Below are 24,041 nucleotides of genomic sequence, written 5' to 3'. Positions count from 1 at the left end.
AACACAGAACACCAACCGAGGTGAGGTCCGGATGCCCCTCCCCCCACACCCCATCCCCCTGGCGGCCGAGCTGCGGCTGCCCACCAACTGGCTCGACTACACGATCCTGGCGATCTACTTCGTCGTGGTCCTCGGCATCGGCTTCGCCGCCCGCCGCTCGGTGCGGACCAGCCTCGACTTCTTCCTCTCCGGGCGCTCGCTGCCCGCGTGGGTGACGGGCCTGGCGTTCATCGCCGCCAACCTGGGCGCCACCGAGATCCTCGGCATGGCCGCCAACAGCGCCCAGTACGGCGTCTACACCACGCACTGGTACTGGATCGGCGCCATCCCGGCCATGGTGTTCCTCGGCCTGGTGATGATGCCGTTCTACTACGGCTCCAAGGTCCGCTCGGTCCCCGAGTTCCTGCTGCTGCGCTTCGACAAAGGGGCACACCTGCTCAGCTCGATCCTGTTCGCCTGTGCCGCGATCCTGATCGCCGGGGTGAACCTGTACGCCCTCGCGATCGTGGTCGAGGCACTGCTGGGCTGGCCGCAGTGGGTGGCGATCGTCGTCGCCGGGTTCTTCGTCCTCGCCTACATCACCCTCGGCGGTCTGTCCTCCGCCATCTACAACGAGGTACTGCAGTTCTTCGTCATCCTCGCCGCGCTCATCCCGATCACCGTCCTCGGGCTGAAGTCGGTCGGCGGCTGGGACGGCCTGTCCGACAAGCTCACCGCCCGCAACGGCGACGACTTCATGACCGCCTGGGGCGGCACCGGCATCGGCCACGCCAACCCGCTCGGCGCGAACTGGCTGACCATCGTCCTCGGCCTGGGATTCGTGCTGTCCTTCGGCTACTGGACGACCAACTTCGCCGAGGTGCAGCGCGCCCTGTCCGCGAAGAACCTCTCCGCCGCCCAGCGCACCCCGCTGATCGCGGCCTTCCCGAAGATCTTCATCGTCTTCCTGGTGATGATCCCCGGCCTGGTCGCGGCCGCGCTCGTGCCGAAGATCGGCACCTCCGGCTCCGACCTGCAGTACAACGACGCCATTCCCTATCTGATGGAGTCACTGCTGCCCAACGGCGTCCTCGGCATCGCGGTGACCGGGCTGCTCGCGGCGTTCATGGCGGGCATGGCGGCCAATGTGTCGTCCTTCAACACCGTGTTCACCACCGACATCTGGGCCAAGTACGTGGTGACGGGCCGCGAGGACGGCTACTACGTCCGCTTCGGCCGCCTGATCACCGCGATCGGCGTCCTCGCCTCCATCGGCACGGCGTTCCTCGCGTCGTCCTTCTCCAACATCATGAGCTACCTCCAGACGCTGTTCTCCTTCTTCAACGTGCCGATGTTCGTCGTCTTCATCATCGGCATGTTCTGGCGGCGGGCGTCGATGAAGTCCGGCTTCTGGGGCCTGCTCGCGGGCACCACCGCCGCGATGGTCAACTACTTCTGGCTCTACAAGCAGGACGTCATCGACATCCCCTCCGACCAGGGCGCCAACTTCGTCTCCGCGATCGCCGGGTTCGTGGCCGGCGCGGTCGTCATGGTCGCCGTGTCGCTGTTCACCCGACCCAAGCCGGCCGACGAACTCCAGGGCCTCGTCTACGGCACCACCTCCCCCGGCATGGCCGAGCCGCCCGCACCCGGCGACGAGGCCTGGTACCGCAGGCCCGCGCTGCTGGGCTGGGGCGCGGTGATCCTGGCGGCCGCCTGCTACATCCCGTTCTCGTTCTGAGGCACTCTGAGAGGAGTTGGGAGCAACCATGTCGTCCGAGCACCACGGATACTCCGACCGGGACGTCCAGCGCGAGGTCACCGAGCTGGAGGGCAGGTCGGCCACGGCCGCCCGCCTCTTCGACATCCGCCGCATCATCGGCGGCCTGTTCGTCCTCTACGGCGTCATCGTCACCGTCACCGGCCTCACCGACGACGACGCCACCATCGACAAGGCCCAGGGCGTCAACATCAACCTCTGGACCGGCCTGGGCATGCTGCTGCTCGGCCTGTTCTTCCTGATCTGGCTGAAGCTCCGCCCGACGGCCCCTCCGCCACCGGAGGTACTGCCGGAGGAGCCGGAAGGGCCGGCAGAGAAGGCGTAGCCGCTACGGCTGCTGCTGCCGGTCCCGGGGGTCGCCCGGGGCCGGGCCCGCACGGTCCAGGAGGCCCGTGCGGGCCGCCAGCGCCGCCGCCTCCAGGCGGGAGCCGACACCCAGCTTCATCAGCACGCGCTGGACATGAGTGCGCGCGGTGGAGGGCGCAATGCCCATCCCGGCCGCGATCAGCCGGGTGTCCTCGCCGTCCGCGACCCGGACCAGCACCTCCACCTCACGCGGTGTCAGCATCTCCAGCAGCCGCTGGCCCTCGTCGTCGGGCTGGGCCGCCGGGTTGAGCAGCTCGCCGAACGCCCCCTGCAACAGCTGCGGCGCCACCGCCGCCTCGCCCTGGCGGGCCTTCATCATCGCCCGCTCCACGCCCTCGATCCGCTCGTCGTGGCGTACGTACCCCGAGGCGCCCGCGGCGAAGGCCGCCGCGATGCCGCGCGGGCTGGGCACCGGGCCCAGCACCAGCACCGCCACCTGCGGACGCTCCCGCTTGATCCGCACCACCGGGTCGAACGCCCCCGGCTCCGCCGGTGTCGCCGTGCCCAGCAGGCACACCTCCGGCGCCCGCGCGATCACCAGCTCGGCGGCGCCCGCCGCGGGCGCCGCCGCGGCGAGCACCCGGTGCCCGCGCAGCTTCAGCGCCGAGGCCAGCGCCTCGGCCAGCAGACGGTGGTCGTCGACCACCATGAGCCGCACTCCCATCGAGACCCCCCAGTCCCCCCAGTGGATGCCCCGGAAGCTACAGGCTTGTTCGGGATCGCGCTGCCCCTCCCGCCGAGAAGTGCCCCCCGATCGGGGAAATTTCCCGCTCGGCGGTGTCGCACCACAACGCACCGGACCCCGCCCCCTGAACAGGGACGGGGTCCGGTGCGACCGCGTAAGGGCCTCAGCTCGCGCCGAAGGCGACGAACAGGTAGTCGGTCTCGCCGCCGATCGAGCCCAGCGTGCTGGCGTACACGTCGGCCATGAACAGCCGCCCCTGCGAGTAGCGGATCTCGGCGTGGTTCGGCAGGAAGCTCGCCTCCACGTCACGGATCTGCTCGTCGTCCGGGTTCTGCAGCAGCTTGGTCTCCTTGAAGGAGCCGCCGTCGAGGCTGACGATCTGGCCGCCCTTGTCGTAGGGCGGGGTCTTGTACGCGATCAGGTTCGGGCCGTCCATGCGCAGCGGCCACAGCTGGTAGTCCTCGCCGGCGTCCGCCCGCTGACCGGTCTCCTTGCCGGTCGCCAGGTCGAAGGAGACGACCGCGTTGGTGTAGTCGCGCTCCACCGTCGGCAGGTACAGCCGGTCGTTGCCGACGACGACACCGGCGCAGTCCTCGACGCGGGAGATCGTCTCGCACTCGCCGTCGTAGTCCTCGTCCGACGCCGAGATACGGGTGCGCAGCTTGCCCGTCTTGTTGTCGATGGAGAAGAAGTCCAGGATCTGCGGACCGTCCCCGGCCATGTCACCGACCTCGGCGGCCACCACCAGCGGGTCGGTGGAGACGATGCCGGCGTACTCGATGCCGCTGTCCATCTTGTACTCCGAGATCACCTTCCCGGACTTCGGGTCGATGGTCTGCACATGCAGCGTGCGGTTGCCGTACTGGCCGCACTTGCGCAGCGCGACGAGCTTGGGGCCGCCGCCGTAACCGGCGTCGTAGCAGGTGTCGTCGACCTTCGGGGCCCACAGCTCCTTGCCGGTGGCGATGTCGAAGGCGCCGCCGCCGCTGGTGCCGCCGACGGCGACGGTGGAGCCGCTGACGGTGACGTTGTCCAGGAGGATGTCCTCGTCACCGAGCTTGACGCTCTTCTGCCACAGCTTGGTGCCGGACTCCAGATCGATCGCGGCGACCTGGCTGCAGCCCTCGGAGGAGCTCACGGCGGGCATCTTCGGCTGGAAGACGACGGCGGCCTTGTTGTCGTCGCTGGTGAACCGGCTGGCGTGGCACACCGGGCCGGGCAGCTTCACCGTCCACTTCTCGGTGCCCTTGTCGAGGTCGTAGCCGACGATCTCGGCGACACCGCTCTTGGCGTACACGGTGTCGGTCAGCCAGGAGCCGTCGACGGCGACCGTCTCGTCCTTGCGGACCTTCGGCATCGGCACCTGGAAGAGCACCTTGGCCTGGGGGTCCGCGGGCGTCTTCTCGGTGGCCTTGGCCAAGCCGCCGCCACCGTCTCCGCCGCCGGAGCCGCCCTTCTCGTCGCCCCCACCGCCGCCGGTGCCGCCGCTGGAGCCGGCCTCGTCCTTCTTGCCGTCGTCACCGGACTTGGCGTACCAGACGCCGCCGCCGATGATCAGCGCGATCGCCACGACCGCGGAGACGATGATCGCCAGCTGGGCGTTGATCTTCCGCCCGCCGCCCTGTGTTCCGCCGGCCTGCGGGGCCATCGGGACGGTCGCCTGCGGGAAGCCGTAGCCGGGCTGCTGGCCGTACTGGCTCGGCTGGCCGCCGTACGGGTTCGGGCCGGGCTGCTGCTGGCCGGGGTAGCCGTAGCCGGGCGCGGGCGTCTGCGGCGGCTGCGGGGCCGTCTGCGGATAGCCGTAGCCGGGCTGGGGCTGGGGCGGCTGGGGGGTGCCGTAGCCGGGCTGCGGGGCGCCCGCGGGCGGGGGCGTCTGCGGCGGCTGCGGGGCCTGGGCCGGGGGCTGGGGTGCGCCGAAGCCGGGCTGCTGGGCCGGGGGCGGCGGCGTCTGCGGCGGCTGGGGCGCGCCGAAGCCGGGCTGCTGCGGCGGCTGGTCCTGCGGGGGCTGGCCGGGCGGCGGGGGCGGGGTGGTCATGGTGTGAGTACCTCGGTGGGACGGAACGGATGCGCGGGCGGGCGAGGCGTGATCGCTCGGGTGCCGGGCGCCGGACGGGCGGGCCGGATCACTTGCCGAAGACGATCATCAGCTTCTCCTTGGCCTCGTCGTTGCCGGTGAGCCGGGTCGTCGCCAGGTACAGCCGCCCGCCGGCCCACTTCAGGTCGCGCGAGAAGAAGCCGTTCTCGATGCTGGAGACGCCCTCGGGGTTCTGCAGCACCTTCACCGGCGTGTGCGTCCTGCCCGCGGTCGCGATCGACACGACCTGGCCGCCGGCGTCGTAGGACGGCTCGACGTAGGCGACGAGCTTGCCGCCCTCCAGCCGCAACGGCAGGATCGTCTGCTCCGTCGGGGACTTCACCCGCCACTTCTCCTTGCCGGTGGCCAGGCTGATGGCGAGGATCTCGTTCGCGCCGCTGGTCGCCTCGGTCGGCAGGTACAGCATGTCGCCGCCGACGACCACGCCCTGACAGCCGGTCAGGTCACGCTGCAGGATCGCCCAGCCGCACTCGGGGGCGATGGACTCCTTGGTGGAGACCTGCGAGCGGATCCTGCCCTGCGGGGTGAACGTGGAGATGTTCCACGTGTCCTTGTCCTCGTTCTCGCTGTAGACCACCAGCGGGTCCACCGACAGGGTCCGGTTGACGCGGTAGCCCTTGTCGTACTTGAACGTCCACTTGACCTTGCCGGTCTTCGGGTCCAGCTCCTGCAGCTCCTCGTGCTCGGCGGCGCCGCCGAGGTCGCAGGACGCGACGGAGATCAGCCGGCTGCCGCCCGCGAACGCGCTCGGGTAGCAGGAGTCGGCGTACTTCTTCTTCTCGTACAGCTTCTTGCCGCTGTGGACGTCGTAGGCGACACCCGACTGCGAGCGGCCCACCATCAGCGTGTTGCCGGCCAGGGACAGCTCGACGGTGATCGCGCTGTCGAACAGCGCGCCGTCCGCGACCTCGGCCTTCCAGCCCTGCTCGCCTGTATTGAGGTCGACCTGCTGGAGCTGGTTGCACTTGGCGTTGTCGCTGGCGCCGCTCATGTACGCCACGACGATCTTGTCGTCGGCCGACTGCTGCCGGGTCGTCGCGCAGATCTTCTGCGGGAAGGTGATCGGCTCCCAGGTCGGCTTGCCGTCCGCCACGTCGTAGGCGAACAACTGCTTGTACGCCGCCTTCACCGCGGTCTTGTCGTTGATCCACATGCCGTTGGCGTCGGCGCCGGAACCGGGCGCGTCGGGCGCCTCCTTGTACCAGAGCACCTTCGACTCGCCGGGCTTGCGGCCCTCGTTGAGGTCGGTGGACTCCTCGCCTCCGTCACCCTCGCCGTCACCGGGGTTGACCGGGGCGTCGGTGGCGGTCGGCTTGGCGTCGTCGCTCTTCTGGGCGACCGGCTTCTTCTTGCCGCCCTTGTCGTCGTCACCGCCGCTCGTCACCGCGAACACGGTGCCGCCGATGACGAGCAGCGCCGCCACGGCCGCGCCGATGATCATCGCGGGCTTGCCCTTGAAGGGGTTGCGGGAACCGCCGCCGGGAGGCACCGGGGCGCCCGGGTACTGCGGCTGCTGCGGGTAGCCGTAGCCCGGCTGCTGGCCGTAGGGCCCCGGCTGGGGCTGGCCGTACGGCGCTTGCGGCTGCGGCTGGCCGTAGGGGCCGGGCTGCTGCGGCTGTGTGTACGGGCCCGGCTGCTGCGGCCGGCCGTACGGGCCCGGCTGGGCGTAGGGGCCGGGCTGCTGCGGGTAGCCGTAACCGGGCTGCGGGCCCGGCGGGGTGGGCGGGGCCTGAGGCGGCTGGGCCGGCGGCATCTGGGGGTGCTGGGGCGGCGTCTGAGGTGGTGTCTGGGGTGCGCCGAAGCCTCCGCCCTGCGGCGGCTGGTCCTGCGGTGCTCCGAAACCACCGGGCTGCGGCGGCTGGTCGGGCGGCTGAGTCATCAGCGTCTTCCCCCTCGTTCACTGATTTTTAGCCACGCCCTGAGGTACGTGATGGACCCAGAGCCGTTCGGTCTCAGACGGTTCTCAGACGGCTCTTTCTATCACTGACCACCGACAGTCAAGAGGCCCGGCTCCTCCCCTGTTCCCAAGGGAGGACCGGGCCGTGATGCTGCCGTTACGCGCCTTCACGCGGCCTTCACGACGTCATGCGCTACGCGTCCTCGGCCAGTTCCAGCCAGCGCAGCTCCAGTTCCTCGCGCTCACCGGCCAGGGCCCGCAGGTCGGCGTCGAGTTCGGCGACCTTCGCGAAGTCGGTGGCGTTCTCGGCGATGCGCGCGTGCAGCTTGGTCTCCTTCTCGGAGATCTTGTCCAGCTGCCGCTCGATCTTCTGCAGTTCCTTCTTGGCGGCGCGCTGGTCGGCGGCGCTCTTCTCGGTGGTGGCCGGCTTCGGGGCTGCGGCCGGGGCGTTGGCGGCCGCCACCTCCTCCATGCGCTTGCGGCGCTCCAGGTACTCGTCGATGCCGCGCGGCAGCATCCGCAGCGTGGAGTCGCCGAGCAGGGCGAACACCCTGTCGGTGGTGCGCTCGACGAAGAACCGGTCGTGGGAGATCACGATCATCGAGCCGGGCCAGCCGTCGAGGACGTCCTCCAGCTGGGTGAGGGTCTCGATGTCGAGGTCGTTGGTGGGCTCGTCGAGGAAGAGGACGTTGGGCTCGTCCATGAGCAGCCGCAGCAGTTGCAGCCGTCGCCGCTCACCACCGGAGAGGTCACCGACGGGCGTCCACTGCTTCTCCTTGTTGAAGCCGAACGTCTCGCACAGCTGACCGGCCGTCATCTCGCGGCCCTTGCCCAGGTCGACGCGCTCGCGCACCTGCTGCACGGCCTCCAGCACCCGGGTCGCGGGGTCGAGTTCGGCGACCTCCTGGGAGAGGTAGGCCAGCTTGACGGTCTTGCCCACGTTGACCCGGCCGCCCGCCGGCTGCACCTCGCCCTCGGTGCGCGCCGCCTCGGCCATCGCCCGCAGGAGGGACGTCTTGCCCGCGCCGTTGACGCCGACCAGGCCGATCCGGTCGCCGGGGCCGAGCTGCCAGGTGACGTGCTTCAGCAGCACCTTGGGGCCGGCCTGGACGGTGACGTCCTCCAGGTCGAACACCGTCTTCCCGAGCCGCGAGGAGGCGAACTTCATCAGCTCGCTGGTGTCCCGGGGCGGCGGCACGTCCTTGATCAGCTCGTTGGCGGCCTCGACCCGGAAGCGGGGCTTGGAGGTACGGGCCGGGGCGCCGCGGCGCAGCCAGGCCAGCTCCTTGCGGACCAGGTTCTGCCGCTTGGTCTCCTCGGTGGCCGCGATCCGCTCGCGCTCGGCGCGCGCGAAGACGTAGTCGGAGTAGCCGCCCTCGTACTCGTACACGGCACCGCGCTGGACGTCCCACATGCGGGTGCAGACCTGGTCCAGGAACCAGCGGTCGTGGGTGACGCACACCAGCGCGGAGCGCCGCTCGCGCAGGTGCTGCGCGAGCCAGGCGATGCCCTCGACGTCGAGGTGGTTGGTGGGCTCGTCGAGCACGATCAGGTCGTGGTCCTCGATGAGCAGCTTGGCCAGCGCGATACGCCGCCGCTCACCACCGGACAGCGGCCCGATGACGGTGTCCAGCCCCTTGGGGAACCCCGGCAGGTCCAGCCCGCCGAACAGCCCGGTGAGGACGTCCCGGACCTTGGAGTTGCCCGCCCACTCGTGGTCGGCCATGTCCCGGATGACCTCGTGCCGGACGGTCGCCTCCGGGTCGAGGGAGTCGTGCTGCGTGAGCACGCCCAGGCGCAGCCCGCCCAAGTGCGTGACCCGCCCGGTGTCGGCCTCCTCCAGCCGGGCCAGCATCCGGATCAGCGTCGTCTTGCCGTCGCCGTTGCGGCCCACCACCCCGATCCGGTCGCCCTCGGACACGCCCAGGGAGATCCCGTCCAGCAGCGCACGTGTGCCGTACACCTTGCTGACGTTCTCGACATTGACCAGATTGACGGCCATTTCACTCCTGCCCGGGGGATGGATCGCCCGTCCAGAGTAGTCGGAGGTCAGCCCTCGCCTCGCTGCTCCTCGCGGCGGCGCCGGTGGTACCGGACCGCGAGCAGCGGAAGGTGCTCGTCGGCCAGGCCCTCTCCAGGGGCACCGAGCGCGTTGCCGCCCGGGCCGTGCTCAGCTGACGGTGGCCCCCTGTGCCGGGCCCTGGGCCATACGGACCGTGCGGCAGGTCCCCGAGGCGCGCAGGGCGTCGGCGACCCGGTGGGCCGCGTCGGGGTCGCGGGTGAGGAACGCGGTCGTCGGGCCGGAGCCGGAGACCAGGGCGGCCAGGGCGCCCGCGGCGCGGCCTGCGGCCAGGGTGTCGGCCAGCTCGGGGAACAGGGAGAGCGCGGCGGGCTGCAGGTCGTTGGTGACGGTGGCGGCCAGCGCGTCCGGGTCGCCCTTGGCCAGGGCGGCGAGCAGCTCCGGCGAGGCGACCGGCTCGGGAATGTCGCGGCCCTCGGCGAGCCGGTCGAACTCGCGGAACACCGCCGGGGTGGACAGGCCCCGCTCGGCGATCGCGAACACCCAGTGGAAGACGCCGCCGACCTCCAGCGGCGTCAGCAGCTCGCCCCGGCCGACGCCGAGCGCCGCCCCCCCGACGAAGCTGAACGGCACGTCGCTGCCCAGCTCGGCGCAGATCTCCAGCAGCTCCTCGCGGGTCGCGCCCGTGCCCCACAGCGCGTCGCAGGCGAGCAGGGCGCCCGCGCCGTCGGCGCTGCCGCCGGCCATGCCGCCGGCCACGGGGATGTCCTTGACGATGTGCAGGTGGACGTCGGGCGTACGGCCGTAGCGCCGGGCCAGCTCGGTCGCGGCGCGCGCGGCGAGGTTGCTGTCGTCCAGGGGGACCTGGTCGGCGTCGGGGCCCTCGCAGGTGACGCGCAGTCCCTGCGGCGACGGGGTGGCGGTGATCTCGTCGTACAAGCCGACCGCGAGGAAGACGTTGGCCAGGTCGTGGAAGCCGTCCGCGCGGGCCGCGCCCACCGCGAGCTGGACGTTGACCTTCGCCGGCACCCGTACGGTGACGCTCACTGTCCGGCCTCCTTGTGCTCGGCGATCCGCGCGAACTCCTCCACCGTGAGCGACTCCCCGCGCGCCTGCGGGGAGACTCCGGCCGCGACCAGGGCGGCCTCGGCGGCGGCCGCGGAACCGGCCCAGCCGGCAAGCGCCGCGCGAAGCGTCTTGCGCCGCTGGGCGAAGGCCGCGTCGACGACGGCGAAGACCTCACGCTTGGAGGCCGTGGTCTTGATCGGCTCGGTGCGGCGGGTGAGGGCGACCAGGCCGCTGTCCACGTTCGGCGCGGGCCAGAAGACGTTGCGGCCGATGGCTCCGGCGCGCTTGACCTCGGCGTACCAGTTCGCCTTCACGGACGGCACGCCGTACACCTTGGAGCCGGGCGCCGCGGCGAGCCGGTCGGCGACCTCCGCCTGCACCATCACCAGCGTGCGCTCGATGGTCGGGAAGGTGTCGAGCATGTGCAGCAGCACCGGCACGGCCACGTTGTACGGCAGGTTCGCCACGAGGGCCGTCGGGGCCGGGCCGGGCAGCTCGGCGACATGCATCGCGTCGGAGTGCACCAGCGCGAACCGGTCCCTCTTGTGCGGCATGCGCGCCTCGATGGTGGCGGGCAGCGCGGCCGCGAGGACGTCGTCGATCTCCACCGCCGTGACCCGGTCGGCCACCTCCAGCAGCGCCAGGGTGAGGGACCCGAGCCCCGGGCCGACCTCGACGACCACGTCGTCGGGCCGGACCTGTGCGGTGCGCACGATACGGCGGACCGTGTTGGCGTCGATCACGAAGTTCTGGCCGCGCTGCTTGGTCGGGCGCACACCGAGCGCGGCCGCGAGTTCGCGGACGTCGGCGGGCCCGAGGAGGGCGTCGGGGGTGGGGCTGCTCACGGCACAAGGGTACGGGGAGGGACCGACAGCCCCTCACGCCTCACCCGGACCGTCCGGCGGGGCGGGCGCTGCCGGGTCACGGCCGCTCAGCCGTGCAGGCGCGCGCCGCAGTGCGGCCAGGGCCCGGCGCCGCGGCGCATGTACAGCTTCTTCGCGCGGAACGTCTGCTCGGCGGCGGACGCGTCCTGCGGGCGGCCGCTGCCGCCGAGGCTGTGCCAGGTCTGCGTGTCGAACTGGTACAGCCCGCCGTACGTCCCCGACGGGTCGACCGCGTCCGGCCGTCCGCCCGACTCGCAGGCGGCGAGGCCCTGCCAGTCGAGGTGGTCGGTGCCCTGCACGGACGTCGGCATCGGCCTGGTGCCCACCTTCACGATCCGGCGGACCGGTTCGCGCACCAGCTCGGTCCTGACCAGGCGCGGCTTCTGCCGCACGCCGTTGACCGTGCGCAGGTGGTAGGTGACCCGGCGCAGACCCGGCTGCCCGGCGCGCTCGACGACCTCCGTGCCCTTGAACAGGGTCGGGTCCTGCGTCCGCTCCACCTCGAACGGGATCTGCTCCTCGCGCACCTCTTTCGTCCCGGTGATCCGCAGGACGGTCACCGTCTGCCCGTCCCGCGGGAAGCTGTCCTGCGGCACGGAGGTGGTGTCCTGGCCGCGCAGGGTGATCCCGGCCTGTTCGACGGCCTCGCGCACGGTCGCCGCGTTGGTGCGGATGGTGCGGGCGCGGCCGTCGGCCATGATCGTGACGGAGCGCTCGGTGCGCACGTCGAGCGCCAGTCCCTCGCGCCCGATCCGCCGGGAGCGCGAAGCGGACAGATACGCGCCCTCCGCGCGCACCCCCAGTTGTTCGAGCGCCTCCTCCACCGTGCCCGCCGTCGTCCACACCTCGCGCCGGTGTCCGTCGAGCGTGAGCCGCACCGGGCGCCCGTACCGGACCACCACCTCGTCGCCGCTGTCCAGCTCCGTGCCGGGGGCGGGCGCCACCACGTCGTGCGCCCCCACCTCCACGCCTTCCTCCGCCAGCAGTTCGGTCACGTCGTCGGCGAAGGTGTGCAGCGTGCGGGACCGGCCGTCGACACTCAGCTCGACGGCCTTGTCCTTGGCGACGAACGCGGTGGTGCCGCCCGCGAGGAAGGCGACGACCAGCGCCTGCGGCAGCAGCCTGCGCACCGAGCCGTCGGCGCGTACGGTGCCGACCGCGCGCACGATGCCGTCCGCACGCCCCGCGCCCCGCGCCCGGTGCCGGCGCGCGGCCCGCCCTCCTGCGCCGTCGGCACGTGCCCCGTACGCGGGGATGCCGGGGGCGGCCTCGTACGCATCGCCGTACGCGGGGATGCCGGGGGCGGTTTCGTACGCATCGCCGTACGCGGGCGCGTCGAGATCACCGCGCGCCTCGTAGGCGGGCGCGTACGTGTCGGCGTACGGCGGCGGGTACGAAGGGACGGGCGTCGGCCAGGGCGCCTGGTACGCGGCCGGGTATGTCTCGCCGTAGCCCAGGGTGTCGGCGGTGTGGGGGTCGAACGGCTCGTACTCGGGGATGCGCGCGTAGCGCTGCTCGTCGCGCACGTGACTCGAATCGCTCACGCCGACACGCTCCAGGGGTCCACGGGGCCGGATCGGGCCCCCAGAACCTAGCGGAGCGATGGTCACTCTCCAAAGCGACGCGGCTACATACCGTGAGACCTCAGTAGCCGAAGGCGCGTGCCGTGTTGGCCGCGAGGGCCGTCGCCAGGGCGTCCTCGTCGATGCCGCGCACGGCGGCCATCGCGCGCACCGTGACAGGAATGAGATACGGGGCGTTGGGCCGTCCGCGGTACGGCGCGGGCGTGAGGAAGGGCGCGTCGGTCTCCACCAGCAGGAGTTCCAGGGGAGCGACGGCGACGGCGTCCCGCAGGTTCTGGGCGTTCTTGAAGGTGACGTTGCCGGCGAAGGACATGAAGTAGCCCGCGCGGGCGCAGATCTCCGCCATGTCGGCGTCGCCGGAGTAGCAGTGGAACACCGTCCGCTCGGGGGCGCCCTCCTCCTTCAGGACGCGCAGGACGTCCGCGTGGGCGTCGCGGTCGTGGATGACCAGGGCCTTGCCGTGCCGCTTGGCGATCTCGATGTGGGCACGGAAGGAACGCTCCTGCGCGGCCTTGCCCTCTTCTCCGGTGCGGAAATAGTCGAGGCCGGTCTCGCCGACGCCCTTGACGTGGGGCAGCGCGGCCAGCCGGTCGATCTCGGCGAGGGCCTCGTCGAGCGCCGCGTCACCGCCAGGAGCGCGGGCGCCCTGCCGGGACCAGCCGTCGGGGTCGCCGTGGACGATGCGCGGGGCCTCGTTGGGGTGCAGGGCGACGGCCGCGTGGACGGCGTCGTGGGCCGCCGCGGTCTCGGCGGCCCAGCGCGATCCGGCCACGTCGCAGCCCACCTGCACGACGGTCGTCACCCCGACCGACGCCGCCTTCGCCAGGGCCTCCTCGACCGTGCCGGACTGCATGTCGAGGTGGGTGTGGGAGTCGGCGACCGGCACCGCCAGGGGCACGGGCAGAGGCGGCGCGGCGTTCTTGTCGGCGGTGTTCGAAGGCATGCCCCGATCCTACGGAAGCGGCATGCCGGGCCCGTCCGCGAGCCTCGGCTCAGCTCGCCCGGCGGTGGAAGACGTGCAGCAGGTCCGCCAGATGGCGGCGCGGCCTCGCCCCGGCCGCCCCGGCGCGCTGCGGCCGGTCGGCGTTCAGCGCCAGGGCGACCTGCCCGGCGCGCATGATGCGCAGCACCCTGCTGTCGCAGTTGCCGCACTGGGGGCGGCTCAGCGGCGAGGGCACCCGCCGGCCGTCGGTGAGGTAGGTGACGAACTCATGTCCTTCGGCGTCGAGATGGTGCTCTATGACATACGACTGCTCCCAGCCGTGTCCGCAGTGCATACAGGCGAAGGAGTAGGACTCGTGTCCGGCGGGAACGTCGCGTGCGATCTCGGTCATACAGGCTCCTGAGGTCCGCAGGCGGGCGGGGACCGGTACGTCCCCGACAACCCCACGAACAGTGGACTCTCCCCCGGAGCCGGGCGGAACAGGCCTGTCGAGTAATTGGAGCCGTCTTGGGCGTTCCTTGCCGTAGCGGCCCCGCGCAAAGACCGGCGCTTTGCTCAGCGCGCTCCGCCCTTTGCACAGAATTCAGCCACGCGCGTGCATACCCGATCACATGTCTGCGTTCAGATATCGGCGTTCAGACGTCCGTGCTCAGATGGCCGCGTTCTTCGCCGCCACCACCGCGTCGAACACCTCGCGCTTCGGCAGCCCCGCCTCCGCCGCGACCGCCGCGATGGCCTCCTTGCGCCGTTCGCCGGCCTCCTCGCGCACCCGCACCCGGCGCACCAGCTCGGCCGCGTCGAGCGTCTCGGGGCCCCGCTCGGGCGCCCCCTCCACGACGACGGTGATCTCGCCGCGCACGCCCTCGGCCGCCCACGCGGCGAGTTCCGCCAGCGGGCCGCGCTTGACCTCCTCGTACGTCTTGGTCAGCTCCCGGCACACGGCGGCGCGCCGCTCGGCGCCGAACACCTCGGCCATCGCGGCGAGGGTGTCGTCGAGCCGGTGCGGTGCCTCGAAGTAGACCAGGGTGCGCCGCTCCTCGGCGACCTCCCGCAGCCGGGACAGCCGCTCGCCGGCCTTGCGGGGCAGGAACCCCTCGAAGCAGAAGCGGTCGACGGGCAGCCCGGACAGCGCGAGCGCGGTGAGCACGGCGGACGGGCCGGGCACGGCGGTGACGCGGATGTCCTTCTCGACGGCGGCGGCGACCAGCCGGTAGCCCGGGTCGGACACCGACGGCATCCCCGCGTCGGTCACCAGCAGCACGCGCGCGCCACCGAGGAGCTCCTCGACCAGTTCGGGCGTACGGGCGGACTCGTTGCCCTCGAAGTACGACACCACGCGGCCCTTGGGGGTCACCCCCAGAGCCTGGGTCAGCCGGCGCAGCCGCCGCGTGTCCTCGGCCGCGACGACGTCGGCGCCGGCCAGCTCCTCGGCCAGCCGGGGCGGCGCGTCCGCGGTGTCACCGATGGGGGTGCCCGCCAAAACAAGGGTTCCAGTCACGCCCCCCATCCTCCCAAAGGGAACGCCCCGGTCTCCCCTGCAGTCCCCGCCGTGCCGACGCAAGCTCCGCATGCACGGGACTCACACAGCACGGTTCCCTACGATGGCGCGGTGACCAGTACCGCGTCCTCCGCGCCCTCGACGGACCTCCGGCATGAGCAGGCCCCGCACGACCAGCGGCCCTCGTGGCAGCAGCGGCTGCGCCGGTTCGGCCACGCGGCGGGGCCCGAAAGCGATGTGCGGGACCGGCTGGTGCCGCCGTACGTCGAGCCCTCACCGCGGATGTGGCAGGCGCTCGGCGTGCCGCACACCCTGGCCCGGCGCATCGGGCGCCTGTCCGGGTGGGGCGGTCCGCTGCTGGTCACCCTGCTGGCGGGGGTGCTGCGGTTCTGGAACCTGGGCAGCCCCAAGGCGGTGATATTCGACGAGACGTACTACGCGAAGGACGCCTGGGCGCTCGTCCACCGGGGCTTCGAGGTCAACTGGGACAAGAACGCCAACGACCTGGTGCTGTCCTCGGGCGGGCATGTGCCGATCCCGACGGACGCGGCGTACGTGGTGCATCCGCCGGTCGGCAAGTACGTCATCGGGCTCGGGGAGCTGATCTTCGGGTTCGACCCGTTCGGCTGGCGGTTCATGACCGCGCTGCTCGGCACGCTGTCGGTGCTGATGGTGTGCCGGATCGGGCGGCGGCTGTTCCGCTCGACGTTCCTGGGCTGCCTGGCGGGCGCGCTGCTGGCGGTGGACGGACTGCACTTCGTGATGAGCCGCACCTCGCTGCTCGACGGGGTGCTGATGTTCTTCGTGCTGGCCGCGTTCTGCTGTCTGGTCGTGGACCGCGACAAGGCGCGCGAACGGCTCGCGGCGGCGCTGCCGGCCGACGCCGAGGGGCGGGTGCGGCCGAACGCCGAGGTCGCGGACACCCTGTGGCTGGGGCTGCGGCCCTGGCGGTGGGCGGCGGGCGTGCTGCTGGGCCTGGCCATCGGCACGAAGTGGAACGGCCTGTACTTCCTGGCCGCGTTCGGGCTCATGACCGTGCTGTGGGACATCGGCTCGCGCAAGGTCGCGGGCGCCCGGCACCCGTATCTGGCGGTGCTCAAGTACGACCTGGGCTTCGCGTTCCTCGCGACCGTGCCGGTCGCCGTCGCCACGTACGTCCTGTCCTGGACGGGCTGGATCCTCTCCCCGTCGGACGGCAGCGGCGGCTATTACCGCGACTGGGCCGTCAAGGACGGCAGGGGCAGCGACTGGTCGTGGCTGTTCCCGGACTGGGTGCGCAGCCTGTGGCACTACGAGAACCAGGTGTACGACTTCCATGTCGGCCTGTCCTCGCCGCACACGTACGAGTCCAACCCGTGGAGCTGGATCGTCCTCGGCCGCCCGGTGTCGTACTTCTACGAGTCCCCGGCCCCCGGCACCGACGGCTGCCCGGCGGACGCGGGCGACAAGTGCGCGCGCGAGGTGCTCGCCCTGGGCACGCCGGTGCTGTGGTGGGTGGGCTGCTTCGCCCTGCTGTACGTGCTGTGGCGCTGGTTCTTCCGCCGCGACTGGCGCGCGGGCGCGATCGCCTGCGCCATCGTGGCCGGTTATCTCCCCTGGTTCTTCTTCCAGGAACGCACGATCTTCTACTTCTACGCCGTCGTCTTCGTCCCGTTCCTGTGCCTGGCGGTGGCCATGCTGGTCGGCGCCCTGGTGGGACCACCCGACTCGACCGACACCCGCCGCGTGGCCGGCGCGACCGGGGCGGGCGTCCTGGTCCTGCTGATCGCCTGGAACTTCATCTACTTCTGGCCGATCTACACCGGTACGGCGATCCCGATCGACGACTGGCGGTCGCGGATGTGGCTCGATACGTGGGTCTAGCCGGGCCCCTGCCGCCGGTCTCCGTTCGGCCAACAAAGCCGGGCTCCGGTCCCCGTTGTCGGTGCCGCCCCTTACAGTGCACGGGAAGGTGAAACGGGGGACGACGGGGGACACGGGAGGGACCGGGCGATGCGCAAGGGGGTCAAGGGGGCCGTCATCGGCACGGTGTTCGCCGTGATGCTGGGCGGCGCCGGGTACGGCGCGTACAACATCGTGTCGGCGCTGGACGGCGACGGCGGTACGGGTGCGAGCGGTGAGACGTCCGAGAAGAGCGGGCCGCCGAGCGGGGACGAGGTCGCGGAGACCACGAAGGCGTTCTTCGCGGCGTGGGAGCAGGGCCGGGGCGCGAAGGCCGCGTCGTACACGAACAACGCGGTGGAGGCCGAGCCCGTCCTGACGTCCTTCGGCGGCAGCGGTCACCTCACCGACGTGAAGATCACCCCGAGCCCGGCACAGGGCACCACCGTGCCGTTCTCGGTCGAGGCGACCGTGTCGTACAAGGGGCGGTCCAAGCCGCTGACCTACGACAGCGAGCTGAAGGTGGTGCGCGGGATCACCACCGGGCGGGCGCTGGTCGACTGGCAGCCCACGGTGGTCCATCCCGAGCTCGGCAAGGGCGACACCCTGGTGACGGAGGAGTCCGCCAGCCCGCCGATCGAGGCGGTCGGCCGGGACGGCAGCGTGCTGACGAAGGAGAAGTACCCCTCCCTCGGCCCGGTCCTGGACGACCTGCGCAAGCGGTACGGCAAGCAGGCGGGCGGCACGCGCGGGGTGGAGCTGTCGATCCGGCACACCGCGAGCGGGGCCGCCGACACCTCGCTGCTGACGCTCACCGAGGGCAGGGCGGGCCGGCTGCCGACGACGATCAGCCCGCGCGCGCAGGCGGCGGCCGAGAAGGCGGTCACGACGTACAAGGAGTCGTCGGTGGTCGCGGTCAAGCCGAGCACCGGTGAGATCCTCGCGGTCGCCAACAACCGCGCGGACGGCTGGAACGCCGCGCTCCTGGGCGAACTGGCCCCCGGCTCCACCATGAAGATCATCAGCGCGGCCATGCTCATCGACAACGGCCTGACCACGGCGGACGGCCCGGCGCCCTGTCCCGACAAGGCGGTCTCGGACAGCGCCACGTTCCACAACCTCCCGGGCCTGCCGCCCAACGAGAGCGCCACGCTCGCCGACAGCTTCGCCCGCTCCTGCAACACCGCGTTCGTGAAGTTCTCCGACGAGATCCAGGACGACTCCCTCACCAAGGAGGCGCAGGAGAAGTTCGGCCTCGGCCGCGACGACTGGAAGGCGGGCATCACCACCTTCGACGGCAGCGTCCCGGTCTCCGAGGGCCCCGACACCGCCGCCGCGCTGCTCGGTCAGGGCAAGGTGCAGATGAGCCCGCTGAACATGGCGTCGGTGACGGCGACCGCGATCACCGGCGCGTTCCGGCAGCCGGTGATCGTGCCGCAGAGCCTGGACGGCCGGCCGCTCGCCCGGGCGGAAGGCCTGAAGTCGGGCACCGTGGACCAGCTGCGCGCCATGATGAACCGCACCGCGACCAGCGGCACCGCCGCGAACGCGATGAGAGGCGTGCCCGGCAGCATCGGCGCCAAGACCGGCTCGGCCGAGGTCGACGACCAGGCCACGTCCAACAGCTGGTTCACCGGCTTCAGCGACGACATGGCGGCCGCCGCCATGGCCCAGCAGGGCGGCCACGGCAGCGACGCGGCCGGCCCGATCGTGGCGCAGGTGCTGCGGGCCGGCGGCTGAGCGAGGGGAACCGCACCACGGGTGGCCGACGTCACCCGCACAGGTCGGGACCGAAGGATGGCGCCGTCGTTGGGGACGGTGAGGGCACGACCACAAGGGACACGAGGGCGACGGGGACCCCGGGGATTTCGCGGAGGAACGGAAAGCAGTGGGCAAGAGAAGGCGCGTCGCCCAGCGACGGAGCACCAGACCGGCCGTCATCGGCTCGGTGATCGCCGCGGTCGTGGTGGGCGGCGGGGTCGGCGCCTACGCGCTGTACGGCGGCGGCGCCATGGCCGACGACACCTCGGCCACGGCCGCCGAGGCGCGGACGAAGTCGGTGAAGACCGGCCCGCTGTCCCAGGCCGAGGTCACCGGAGCCGCCACGCGCTTCCTCACCGCCTGGCAGGCGGGCCGCCCGGCCGAGGCCGCGGCCGCCACCACGGACGCCACGGCCGCCCGCACCCTACTCTCCGGCTACACCAAGGACGCCCACCTGGAGCACGTCACCCTCACCCCCGGCGTCCGCCAGGGCGACAAGGTGCCGTTCACCGTCAAGGCCACCGTCCACCACGGCACCGTCAGCAAGCCGCTGACGTACAGCAGCGCCCTGACCGTCGTACGGAACGAGACCGACGGCAAGCCGCTGGTGAAGTGGGCCTCCGCGGTCGTCCACCCCGACCTGAAGGACGGCGACCGGCTCGTCACCGGCGAGGCCGGCACCCCGCCGGTCAAGGCGCTGGACCGCGAGGGCGGGGAGCTGACGACGAAGAAGTACCCGTCGCTGGCGCCGGTCCTGGACGGGCTGCGCGAGAAGTACGGCGAGAAGGCCGGCGGCACGGCCGGCGTCGAGCTCAGGGTCGTGCGCGGTGAGGCCGCCAAGAAGGCCGAGCTGTCCGACAAGACGCTGCTGGAGCTGAGCGAGGGCACGCCGGGCACGGTGAAGACGACCCTCAGCCCGGCGCTGCAGGCGGAGGCCGAGCGGCAGGTCGCCGCCCGCAAGCGTGCCTCGGTGGTGCTGCTGCGCCCGTCGACGGGCGAGATCCTCGCCGTCGCCAACTCCTCGCCCGGCTTCAACACGGCCTTCCAGGGCTCCCTCGCGCCCGGTTCCACGATGAAGGTCATCACCTCCTCGATGCTGTTCGAGAAGAAGCTGGCGTCGGCGGACAAGGCGCATCCGTGCCCGAAGTTCTTCACCTACGGCGGCTGGAAGTTCCAGAACGACGACAAGTTCGAGATCAAGGGCGGCACCTTCAAGGCGTCCTTCGCCCGCTCCTGCAACACCGCCTTCATCAGCCAGGCGCCCAAGCTGAAGGACGCCGACCTGACCCAGCAGGCGCAGCAGGTGTTCGGGCTCGGCATGGACAACTGGGCGGTCGGGGTGCCCACCTTCGACGGCTCGGTGCCGGTGCAGTCGCAGGCGCAGATGGCGGCCTCGCTGATCGGGCAGGGCGGGGTGCGGATGAACCCGCTGAACATGGCGTCGGTCTCGGCGACCATCCAGTCGGGCAGCTTCCACCAGCCCTATCTGGTCTCCCCCGAGGTCGACGGCCGCACCCTGGCCACGGCCTCCCGCTCGCTGTCCGCGGGCACGCTGGCGCAGGTGCGGGACGTGATGGCGTACACGGCGGCGTACGGCACGGCGGCCGAGGCGATGGCCGGGGTCACCGGGGACGTGGGCGCGAAGACGGGTTCGGCGGAGGTCGACGGGCAGAAGAAGCCCAACGGCTGGTTCACGGCCTACCGCGGTGACCTGGCGGCCGCGGGCGTGGTCCAGGCGGGCGGCCACGGCGGCAGCACGGCGGGCCCGATCGTGGCGGCCCTGCTGAAGGCGGCCGGCTGACGACCGAAGGCGGCCGGCTGACGACTGACGCCCGAGGGACCTGCGGGTCAGGCTCAGTGTGGGACGGGCTGCGCCGCGGCCATGTACGTCCGCCGCAGGAACCGCACCAGCGTCTTGGACTCGAACTGCACCACGGAGACGCCCTGCGCGGAGTGGAACTCGACCACGGCCTGCACCCGTCCGCAGGGCCACACACGCACGTCCCCGTTGCCCGCGGGGGCGCGCAGCCCCTGTTCGAGGAGGGAGCGGGAGAAGGCCCACTCCCGGGTGCCGGGCAGCCGGACCCGCACGGCGCGGGGATCGGTGTCCGGGTCGTACCGCAGGATGACAGGGACAGCCCCGCTGTCCTGAACCGTGACGTCGGTGTCCGTGACGATGTGGGCTCGTGCGTACTGCTCGATCACAGACATCGGCAGTCCCCTTACGCTCGGTGACCAAGGCGAAAGCCCAGCTTCCGCTTCTTCTCCAATGTCCCACATTTCCCGGATCATGCCGCCTGGACAGATCTATCTCACATGCTGATTGGCACCCAGTGCGCTCTTGCAACCCGTTCGCATTAAGCCACTATCATCGAACGGTGCATGTGCCTGACGGATTCATCAACGCCCCCACCTCGGTAGCCACCGGAGTCGTCGCCGCCGGCGCCGTCGCCGTGAGCCTGCGCGGCGCGCGCCGTGAACTCGACGAGCGGACCGCGCCGCTGGCCGGGCTCGTGGCGGCGTTCATCTTCGCCGTGCAGATGCTCAACTTCCCCGTGGCCGCCGGAACCAGCGGCCACCTCCTCGGCGGAGCCCTGGCCGCGATACTCGTCGGCCCCTACACGGGTGTGCTGTGCGTGTCGGTGGTCCTGCTCATGCAGGGCATCCTCTTCGCCGACGGCGGCCTGACCGCGCTCGGCGTGAACATCACCGACATGGCGATCGTGACGACCGTCGTCGCCTACGCCGTCTTCCGCGCTCTGGTGAAGGTCCTGCCGCGCACCCGCCGCTCGGTGACCGCCGCGACCTTCGTCGCCGCGCTGCTGTCCGTGCCGGTCTCGGCGCTGGCCTTCACCGCGCTGTACGCCGTCGGCGGCACCACCGACGTCTCGATCGGCAAGGTCGCCACCGCCATGGTCGGCGTCCATGTCCTCATCGGCATCGGCGAGGCCGTGATCACCTCGCTCACCGTCGGCGCGGTCCTCGCGGTACGCCCCGACCTGGTGTACGGCGCCCGTGACCTGCACCAGCCGCTGAAGCTGCGGGTCAACGGCGAACTGGTCGACGCCCCTGCCGCCGCGCCGGCCCCGGTCGCCGCCCGCTCCACCCGCAAGGTGTGGGCCGGCGGCCTGGTCGCCTCCCTGGTGCTCGCCGGGTTCGTCAGCTTCTACGCCTCCGCCAGCCCCGACGGCCTGGAGAAGGTCGCCGCCGACCACGGCATCGACAAGAAGGCCGAGGACCACGCGGCCGCCGACTCGCCGCTCGCCGACTACGGCGTCAAGGACGTCGACGACGCCCGGCTGTCCGGCGGCCTCGCCGGTGTCATCGGCGTCGGCGTCACCGTCGTGGCGGGAAGCGGCGTGTTCTGGGCGGTGCGCAGGCGGCGGTCCTCCTCCGTCTCGCCCGCCGATGTGAGCGTCTGACATGGGGGCCGGGCACGCGCACCGGCTCTACCGGCACGGGCACTCCCCCGTGCACGGTCTGCCGCCGCACACCAAGCTCGTCGCCGCGTTCGCCTTCGTGGTGGTCGTCGTGTCGACGCCGCGCGAGGCGATGTGGGCCTTCGGGCTGTACGCCCTGCTGCTGGCGTGCGTCGCGGCGTACGCGCGCGTGCCCGCGGGCTTTCTGCTGAAGCGGCTGCTGATCGAGGTGCCGTTCGTGGCCTTCGCGGTGCTGATGCCGTTCGTGGCGGAGGGCGAGCGCACCGAGGTGCTCGGCGTGTCGCTGAGCGTCAGCGGCCTGTGGGGCGCCTGGAACGTCCTGGCCAAGGGCACCCTGGGCGTCGCCGCGTCCGTGCTGCTGGCCTCCACGACCGAGCTGCGCGAACTGCTGCTGGGCCTGCAACGGCTGAAGCTGCCGCCGCTGCTGGTGCAGATCGCGTCCTTCATGATCCGCTACGGCGATGTCATCACGGACGAGATGCGGCGGATGCGGATCGCCCGCGAGTCGCGCGGCTTCGAGGCGCGCGGCGTGAAGCACTGGGGCGTGCTCGCCAAGTCGGCGGGCGCGCTGTTCATCCGCTCCTACGAACGCGGCGAGCGCGTCCACCTGGCCATGGTCAGCCGTGGCTACGCCGGTTCGATGCCGGTCATCGACGAGGTGACCGCCTCCCGGGCGCAGTGGACGTACGCGCTCACCCTCCCCTTGGCCGCCCTCGTCGTATGTCTGCTGGGATGGACGCTGTGACTGCTTACCCAGAGCCCATGACCGCCTCGCTGGAGGTCTCCGGCCTCGCCTTCGCCTACCCCGACGGGCACCAGGCCCTGTTCGGCGTCGACTTCCGCGTCGAGCGCGGCGAGCGGGTCGCGCTGCTCGGCCCGAACGGCGCCGGCAAGACCACGCTGGTGCTGCACCTCAACGGCATCCTGACCGGCGGCGCGGGCCGGGTCACCGTCGCCGGGCTGCCGGTCGACAAGCGGAACATGGCACAGATCCGGCGCAAGGTCGGCATCGTCTTCCAGGACCCCGACGACCAGCTGTTCATGCCGACGGTCCGCGAGGACGTGGCCTTCGGGCCCGCCGCGGCCGGGCTGAAGGGCGCCGAGCTGGAGGCGCGGGTCGACGGGGCGCTGGAGCAGGTCGGCATGGCCGCCTTCAAGGACCGCCCGCCGCACCATCTCTCCTTCGGCCAGCGCCGCCGGGTCGCGGTCGCGACCGTGCTCGCGATGGAGCCGGAGATCCTCGTCCTGGACGAGCCGTCGTCCAACCTCGACCCCGCCTCGCGCCGCGAACTGGCCGACATCCTGCGCTCCCTGGACGTCACCGTCCTGATGGTCACCCACGACCTGCCGTACGCGCTGGAGCTGTGCCCGCGCTCGCTGATCCTGTCCGAGGGCGTGATCGCCGCCGACGGTCCGACCGGCGCGCTGCTCTCCGACGAGGACCTGATGCGGGCCCACCGGCTGGAGCTGCCCTTCGGCTTCGACCCGCGGTCCGTGACAATGGGCGCGTGACGCGTAAGGACGAGGAGACACCCGCCGGGTCGCCGCTGCTCGACGAGCAGCTGTGTTTCGCGCTGTACGCCGCCCAGCGTGCGGTGACGGCTGCCTACCGGCCGCTCCTCGACGAGCTCGGCCTGACCTACCCGCAGTACCTGGTCCTGCTGGTCCTGTGGGAGCGCGGCGAGACGACGGTGAAGGACCTGGCGGCCGCCCTGCGCCTCGACTACGGCACGATGTCGCCGCTGCTCAAGCGCCTGGAGAGCGCCGGGCTCGTACGCCGGGAGCGTGCGGCGCACGACGAGCGCTCGGTGCTCGTCGCGGGCACGGGGCGCGCGGAGGAACTCCGGGAGCGCGCGGCGCGCGTACCCGGCGCACTGCTCGCGGCGACGGGGCTCGGCGGGGCGGAGGTCGCCCGGTTGCGCGAGGAGTTGCGCGCGCTCGCGGAGCGGGCGGACGAGGCGGCGACCCGGGCGCGCTGAGACCCGCGCATCCCGCGCCCGCTGAGGCCCGCGCATCCCGCGCCCGCTGAGGCCCGCTGAGGCCCGCGCATCCGACGCCCGCTGGGGCCCGCTGAGGCCCGCGCATCCGCCAGGGCCGGTTACCCGCGGTTGCCCACCCCTCCCCCACAACTCCTCCTTACCGGTCGGTACCTTGTGCACGA

General features: G+C 71.8%; 20 protein-coding genes. 9 read left to right on the top strand and 11 right to left on the bottom strand.

All coding sequences use genetic code 11. The annotated features are described in order from the left end of the window. Window positions 1-31: 31 nt before the first annotated feature. Both ACIQ6Y_RS24190 and ACIQ6Y_RS24185 read left to right on the top strand, forming a co-directional pair. Window positions 32-1,720, top strand: coding sequence for a sodium:solute symporter family protein (locus ACIQ6Y_RS24190; protein ID WP_404042034.1), 1,689 nt, complete (start codon window positions 32-34; stop codon window positions 1,718-1,720). A 28-nt stretch (window positions 1,721-1,748) separates the two neighbouring features. Continuing rightward, entirely contained in the window at window positions 1,749-2,084 is a 336-nt protein-coding gene (locus ACIQ6Y_RS24185; RefSeq protein ID WP_404042033.1) for a hypothetical protein, read from the top strand. Between the two features lie 3 nt (window positions 2,085-2,087). Here ACIQ6Y_RS24185 and ACIQ6Y_RS24180 read toward each other — a convergent pair whose 3' ends face one another. The 10 genes from ACIQ6Y_RS24180 to rsmI form a co-directional block, all read right to left on the bottom strand. Then, a complete protein-coding gene (locus tag ACIQ6Y_RS24180; protein WP_404042032.1) occupies window positions 2,088-2,789 on the bottom strand; it encodes a LuxR C-terminal-related transcriptional regulator in 702 nt (233 codons plus the stop codon). Between the two features lie 184 nt (window positions 2,790-2,973). Continuing rightward, window positions 2,974-4,845, bottom strand: coding sequence for a PQQ-binding-like beta-propeller repeat protein (locus tag ACIQ6Y_RS24175; RefSeq protein WP_404042031.1), 1,872 nt, complete (start codon window positions 4,843-4,845; stop codon window positions 2,974-2,976). A gap of 88 nt (window positions 4,846-4,933) precedes the next feature. Beyond that, complete coding sequence (locus ACIQ6Y_RS24170; protein ID WP_404042030.1) at window positions 4,934-6,784, bottom strand: PQQ-binding-like beta-propeller repeat protein; 1,851 nt, start codon at window positions 6,782-6,784, stop codon at window positions 4,934-4,936. A gap of 211 nt (window positions 6,785-6,995) precedes the next feature. Beyond that, on the bottom strand, window positions 6,996-8,804 hold the full coding sequence (locus ACIQ6Y_RS24165) for an ABC-F family ATP-binding cassette domain-containing protein (RefSeq protein WP_404042029.1): 1,809 nt from the start codon (window positions 8,802-8,804) through the stop codon (window positions 6,996-6,998). A gap of 168 nt (window positions 8,805-8,972) precedes the next feature. Further along, window positions 8,973-9,869, bottom strand: a complete 897-nt coding sequence (locus tag ACIQ6Y_RS24160; protein ID WP_404042028.1) for a 4-(cytidine 5'-diphospho)-2-C-methyl-D-erythritol kinase — start codon at window positions 9,867-9,869, stop codon at window positions 8,973-8,975. Further along, window positions 9,866-10,735 (bottom strand): 16S rRNA (adenine(1518)-N(6)/adenine(1519)-N(6))-dimethyltransferase RsmA, encoded by an 870-nt coding sequence (rsmA, locus tag ACIQ6Y_RS24155; protein ID WP_404042027.1) that lies wholly within the window; start codon window positions 10,733-10,735, stop codon window positions 9,866-9,868. Before rsmA ends, ACIQ6Y_RS24160 begins: the two co-directional genes overlap by 4 nt. 86 nt (window positions 10,736-10,821) lie before the next feature. Further along, window positions 10,822-12,318: a ubiquitin-like domain-containing protein gene (locus ACIQ6Y_RS24150; RefSeq protein WP_404042026.1), complete on the bottom strand. Its 1,497-nt coding sequence runs from the start codon at window positions 12,316-12,318 to the stop codon at window positions 10,822-10,824. A 100-nt stretch (window positions 12,319-12,418) separates the two neighbouring features. Beyond that, window positions 12,419-13,300: a TatD family hydrolase gene (locus ACIQ6Y_RS24145; protein ID WP_404042025.1), complete on the bottom strand. Its 882-nt coding sequence runs from the start codon at window positions 13,298-13,300 to the stop codon at window positions 12,419-12,421. A gap of 49 nt (window positions 13,301-13,349) precedes the next feature. After that, the gene (locus ACIQ6Y_RS24140) at window positions 13,350-13,691 is read right to left on the bottom strand and encodes a hypothetical protein (protein ID WP_404042024.1); all 342 of its coding nucleotides are present in this window, start codon (window positions 13,689-13,691) and stop codon (window positions 13,350-13,352) included. A 258-nt stretch (window positions 13,692-13,949) separates the two neighbouring features. After that, on the bottom strand, window positions 13,950-14,798 hold the full coding sequence (rsmI, locus tag ACIQ6Y_RS24135) for a 16S rRNA (cytidine(1402)-2'-O)-methyltransferase (protein ID WP_404042023.1): 849 nt from the start codon (window positions 14,796-14,798) through the stop codon (window positions 13,950-13,952). Window positions 14,799-14,909: 111 nt separating this feature from the next. Between rsmI and ACIQ6Y_RS24130 the strand changes: the two genes are divergently transcribed. The 3 genes from ACIQ6Y_RS24130 (at window position 14,910) to ACIQ6Y_RS24120 (ending at window position 20,241) form a co-directional block, all read left to right on the top strand. After that, window positions 14,910-16,661: a dolichyl-phosphate-mannose--protein mannosyltransferase gene (locus ACIQ6Y_RS24130; RefSeq protein WP_404042022.1), complete on the top strand. Its 1,752-nt coding sequence runs from the start codon at window positions 14,910-14,912 to the stop codon at window positions 16,659-16,661. Window positions 16,662-16,790: 129 nt separating this feature from the next. Further along, window positions 16,791-18,419: a penicillin-binding transpeptidase domain-containing protein gene (locus tag ACIQ6Y_RS24125; protein WP_404042021.1), complete on the top strand. Its 1,629-nt coding sequence runs from the start codon at window positions 16,791-16,793 to the stop codon at window positions 18,417-18,419. A gap of 148 nt (window positions 18,420-18,567) precedes the next feature. Then, complete coding sequence (locus ACIQ6Y_RS24120) at window positions 18,568-20,241, top strand: penicillin-binding transpeptidase domain-containing protein (protein ID WP_404042020.1); 1,674 nt, start codon at window positions 18,568-18,570, stop codon at window positions 20,239-20,241. A 53-nt stretch (window positions 20,242-20,294) separates the two neighbouring features. On the opposite strand, the gene ACIQ6Y_RS24115 is transcribed toward ACIQ6Y_RS24120, so the two are convergent. Then, a complete protein-coding gene (locus ACIQ6Y_RS24115; RefSeq protein ID WP_404042019.1) occupies window positions 20,295-20,651 on the bottom strand; it encodes an SsgA family sporulation/cell division regulator in 357 nt (118 codons plus the stop codon). Between the two features lie 167 nt (window positions 20,652-20,818). Between ACIQ6Y_RS24115 and ACIQ6Y_RS24110 the strand changes: the two genes are divergently transcribed. Genes ACIQ6Y_RS24110 through ACIQ6Y_RS24095 form a run of 4 tightly spaced genes read left to right on the top strand, consistent with a single transcriptional unit; the run spans window position 20,819 to window position 23,859 of the window. Continuing rightward, window positions 20,819-21,862, top strand: a complete 1,044-nt coding sequence (locus ACIQ6Y_RS24110) for an energy-coupling factor ABC transporter permease (protein ID WP_404042018.1) — start codon at window positions 20,819-20,821, stop codon at window positions 21,860-21,862. Between the two features lies 1 nt (window position 21,863). Then, window positions 21,864-22,625 (top strand): cobalt ECF transporter T component CbiQ, encoded by a 762-nt coding sequence (cbiQ, locus tag ACIQ6Y_RS24105; protein WP_404042017.1) that lies wholly within the window; start codon window positions 21,864-21,866, stop codon window positions 22,623-22,625. A gap of 17 nt (window positions 22,626-22,642) precedes the next feature. Continuing rightward, the gene (locus ACIQ6Y_RS24100) at window positions 22,643-23,392 is read left to right on the top strand and encodes an energy-coupling factor ABC transporter ATP-binding protein (protein WP_404042016.1); all 750 of its coding nucleotides are present in this window, start codon (window positions 22,643-22,645) and stop codon (window positions 23,390-23,392) included. Then, the gene (locus ACIQ6Y_RS24095) at window positions 23,389-23,859 is read left to right on the top strand and encodes a MarR family winged helix-turn-helix transcriptional regulator (protein ID WP_404042015.1); all 471 of its coding nucleotides are present in this window, start codon (window positions 23,389-23,391) and stop codon (window positions 23,857-23,859) included. The genes ACIQ6Y_RS24100 and ACIQ6Y_RS24095 overlap by 4 nt, the downstream gene beginning before the upstream one ends. Window positions 23,860-24,041 lie beyond the last annotated feature (182 nt).

The sequence above is a fragment of the Streptomyces sp. NPDC096205 genome (assembly GCF_044763135.1).
In the GTDB taxonomy this organism is placed as follows: domain Bacteria; phylum Actinomycetota; class Actinomycetes; order Streptomycetales; family Streptomycetaceae; genus Streptomyces.
Note: the sequence above shows the minus strand (reverse complement) of the source record. Positions and strands in the feature narration are given on the sequence as shown.

Coding starts and splice junctions, on each gene's coding strand:
- ACIQ6Y_RS24190 (WP_404042034.1), top strand. CDS start 32: ATGCCCCTCCCCCCACACCCCATCCCCCTGGCGGCCGAGCTGCGGCTG.
- ACIQ6Y_RS24185 (WP_404042033.1), top strand. CDS start 1,749: ATGTCGTCCGAGCACCACGGATACTCCGACCGGGACGTCCAGCGCGAG.
- ACIQ6Y_RS24180 (WP_404042032.1), bottom strand. CDS start 2,789: ATGGGAGTGCGGCTCATGGTGGTCGACGACCACCGTCTGCTGGCCGAG.
- ACIQ6Y_RS24175 (WP_404042031.1), bottom strand. CDS start 4,845: ATGACCACCCCGCCCCCGCCGCCCGGCCAGCCCCCGCAGGACCAGCCG.
- ACIQ6Y_RS24170 (WP_404042030.1), bottom strand. CDS start 6,784: ATGACTCAGCCGCCCGACCAGCCGCCGCAGCCCGGTGGTTTCGGAGCA.
- ACIQ6Y_RS24165 (WP_404042029.1), bottom strand. CDS start 8,804: ATGGCCGTCAATCTGGTCAATGTCGAGAACGTCAGCAAGGTGTACGGC.
- ACIQ6Y_RS24145 (WP_404042025.1), bottom strand. CDS start 13,300: ATGCCTTCGAACACCGCCGACAAGAACGCCGCGCCGCCTCTGCCCGTG.
- ACIQ6Y_RS24140 (WP_404042024.1), bottom strand. CDS start 13,691: ATGACCGAGATCGCACGCGACGTTCCCGCCGGACACGAGTCCTACTCC.
- ACIQ6Y_RS24125 (WP_404042021.1), top strand. CDS start 16,791: ATGCGCAAGGGGGTCAAGGGGGCCGTCATCGGCACGGTGTTCGCCGTG.
- ACIQ6Y_RS24115 (WP_404042019.1), bottom strand. CDS start 20,651: ATGTCTGTGATCGAGCAGTACGCACGAGCCCACATCGTCACGGACACC.
- cbiQ (WP_404042017.1), top strand. CDS start 21,864: ATGGGGGCCGGGCACGCGCACCGGCTCTACCGGCACGGGCACTCCCCC.
- ACIQ6Y_RS24100 (WP_404042016.1), top strand. CDS start 22,643: ATGACCGCCTCGCTGGAGGTCTCCGGCCTCGCCTTCGCCTACCCCGAC.